This is a genomic window from Salinicola peritrichatus, from assembly GCF_003206715.1.
Lineage (GTDB): Bacteria > Pseudomonadota > Gammaproteobacteria > Pseudomonadales > Halomonadaceae > Salinicola > Salinicola peritrichatus.
Map to the genome: position 1 here is coordinate 1 of NZ_PZJU01000096.1, position 1890 is coordinate 1890.

At 39.9% G+C, this 1890-nt stretch carries 2 protein-coding genes; both read left to right on the forward strand.

Annotated elements, in window-relative coordinates:
* Positions 1-485 (forward strand): hypothetical protein (locus DOM57_RS22140; protein WP_204353064.1); only part of this gene is annotated, 485 nt, incomplete at its 5' end.
* Between the two features lie 140 nt (positions 486-625).
* On the forward strand, positions 626-1711 hold the full coding sequence (locus DOM57_RS21480; RefSeq protein ID WP_110651772.1) for a protein kinase domain-containing protein: 1086 nt from the start codon (positions 626-628) through the stop codon (positions 1709-1711).
* Positions 1712-1890: the final 179 nt, after the last annotated feature.

Here is a 1890-nt window from a genome sequence, read left to right on the forward strand (position 1 = left end):
GAACTCGGGATCTCCCAGCACATCACGGTTCTGGAAGTTGGGCTACAACTTACTCTACCGAATTTATCAACAGTGCTTGCGAATTGTACATTTTATTCCAAGATCTTGAGCTTGGTGACCCTTTATATTTGCTTTCCATCAAATTTCGATCTGCGGGTATCCGTTCGTGTCGAGGGGCTGAGTTTCACATAGATCGAGTTGAGTATTTATATAAAACTCATCTTCGTCACCGAATTGAAGAAAAGCGTGCAAAGAAAAAAAAGAAACCAGTTTACAATAAAACTCCTTGTCCATACTGCGCCAAAATGGTGGTTGATCTTACCCAGCATGTAAGTCAGTCGCATCCTGAGTCATGGAACCAATTTTTCGTTCAGAATAGCATAGACTTAAAAGGTAAAACTAGATGTTTCTCGTGTGGCTCATTCCTGAAAACAATTGAGGGACATAAAGAAAAATGCTTACGAACACTTGAGGTTTGCAAATAACACAGCGTTTAAGACGGATTCCCAACGCTTGGCATTTTCGATTATCTTTGAATTTAATTTTTACGGCACAATGGTTTAGATTTAGTGGTAGCGTTACTCACCACTCAACGCGGCGTTAAATGCACAGGAAGATAAGCTCCATGGATCAAATAGATTTTCATGCCCTCGATGATACTCAGAAGAAATTTATGTTAGAGGTTGTTTTGGGTAACAAAGGAACATGTGTTTCAGTTTCTGGAGGTATGTGCGGAGAGATTTATGTCTTTGATCAAGGTGAAAATGTATTACCTAGATATGTATGTGCGAAAATACCGAAACCTCTTAAAAACGCTTCCATTCAGGAAACGAATAAAAGGTTTGTCAATGAACTAAAGAATCAGCTTTCATATAACCACCAGATGTTTGTTCATTGGGCATTTGATTTCACTGAGGTTCATGGAAGTCCTGTGGCACTATTTCGTTATTGGGGAAGTGACCTTGATAAGGTGATACGAAAGCCTGAACTTTCTAGCGTGATCGAAAAACTTTCAATAATGGTTTATGCTTGTAGTGGCTTGAGCCACTGCTATAAGAGCGGTCTAGTAGCACATCAAGATTTGAAACCTGCTAATATTTTTCTGAGGGACGTAAAAAACGAATTTCGTGATTTACCTGATCTAGATATCTATAACTTGGCTCTAATCGCTGATTTCGGTCTAGCTAATGCTTTTCAAGACTCATCTGTCTTCGGTGGCTCTCGGCCTTATATGGCTCCAGAACAGTGGAGTGAATCTGAGCTTTCACCTAAAACAGATGTATTTGCGCTGGGGGTCATTCTCTATGAGCTAATGAGTGGAGGTTTCCATCCGGTTGGCATAAAGCTCAACGATTATTGGCCTCGACCAGTTGAGGCTTATAGTAAAAAGTGGACCAAAGCTGAGGTTTGGAAAAAATGGGCAAAGACCGCAAATATAAATTTTGAAGGAGTATCTCCTGTAGAGCCTGAGGTCCAATCTCTTGTTCTTGATATGCTCTCAATTGACCCCTCTGATAGGCCATCTATTGAGGAGGTCAAGATGGCACTACTTGATATTGTTAAGCGTGAATCACAAGAAAGCTTTGTTCAGCTGGAATTTCTTGTCAATTACTTTGAACAAAAGGCATCGACAGAACCATTAAAAAACAGATGGCCATATTTGTGGGAAAGATGGGGTCAGTTTCAAACAAAATTTGAAAAGTGCATTTAACAAGTTGCTGCATGCGGATAAATTACTCGCTACACTCGCAATTTGTCGGTAAGCAAAGCGTTATATCAGAGATGACTAAAAAACAGCCTCTGATCGATACCAGAATTTTAAGTTATGGGCGTTATGTAGCCTGTAGTATGTTGTAGTAGCATACAACATACTACATCCCGGGATATTCA

Excerpts from the sequence above, each read along its gene's own strand:
- DOM57_RS21480 (WP_110651772.1), top strand. The coding sequence starts at position 626 with ATGGATCAAATAGATTTTCATGCCCTCGATGATACTCAGAAGAAATTT.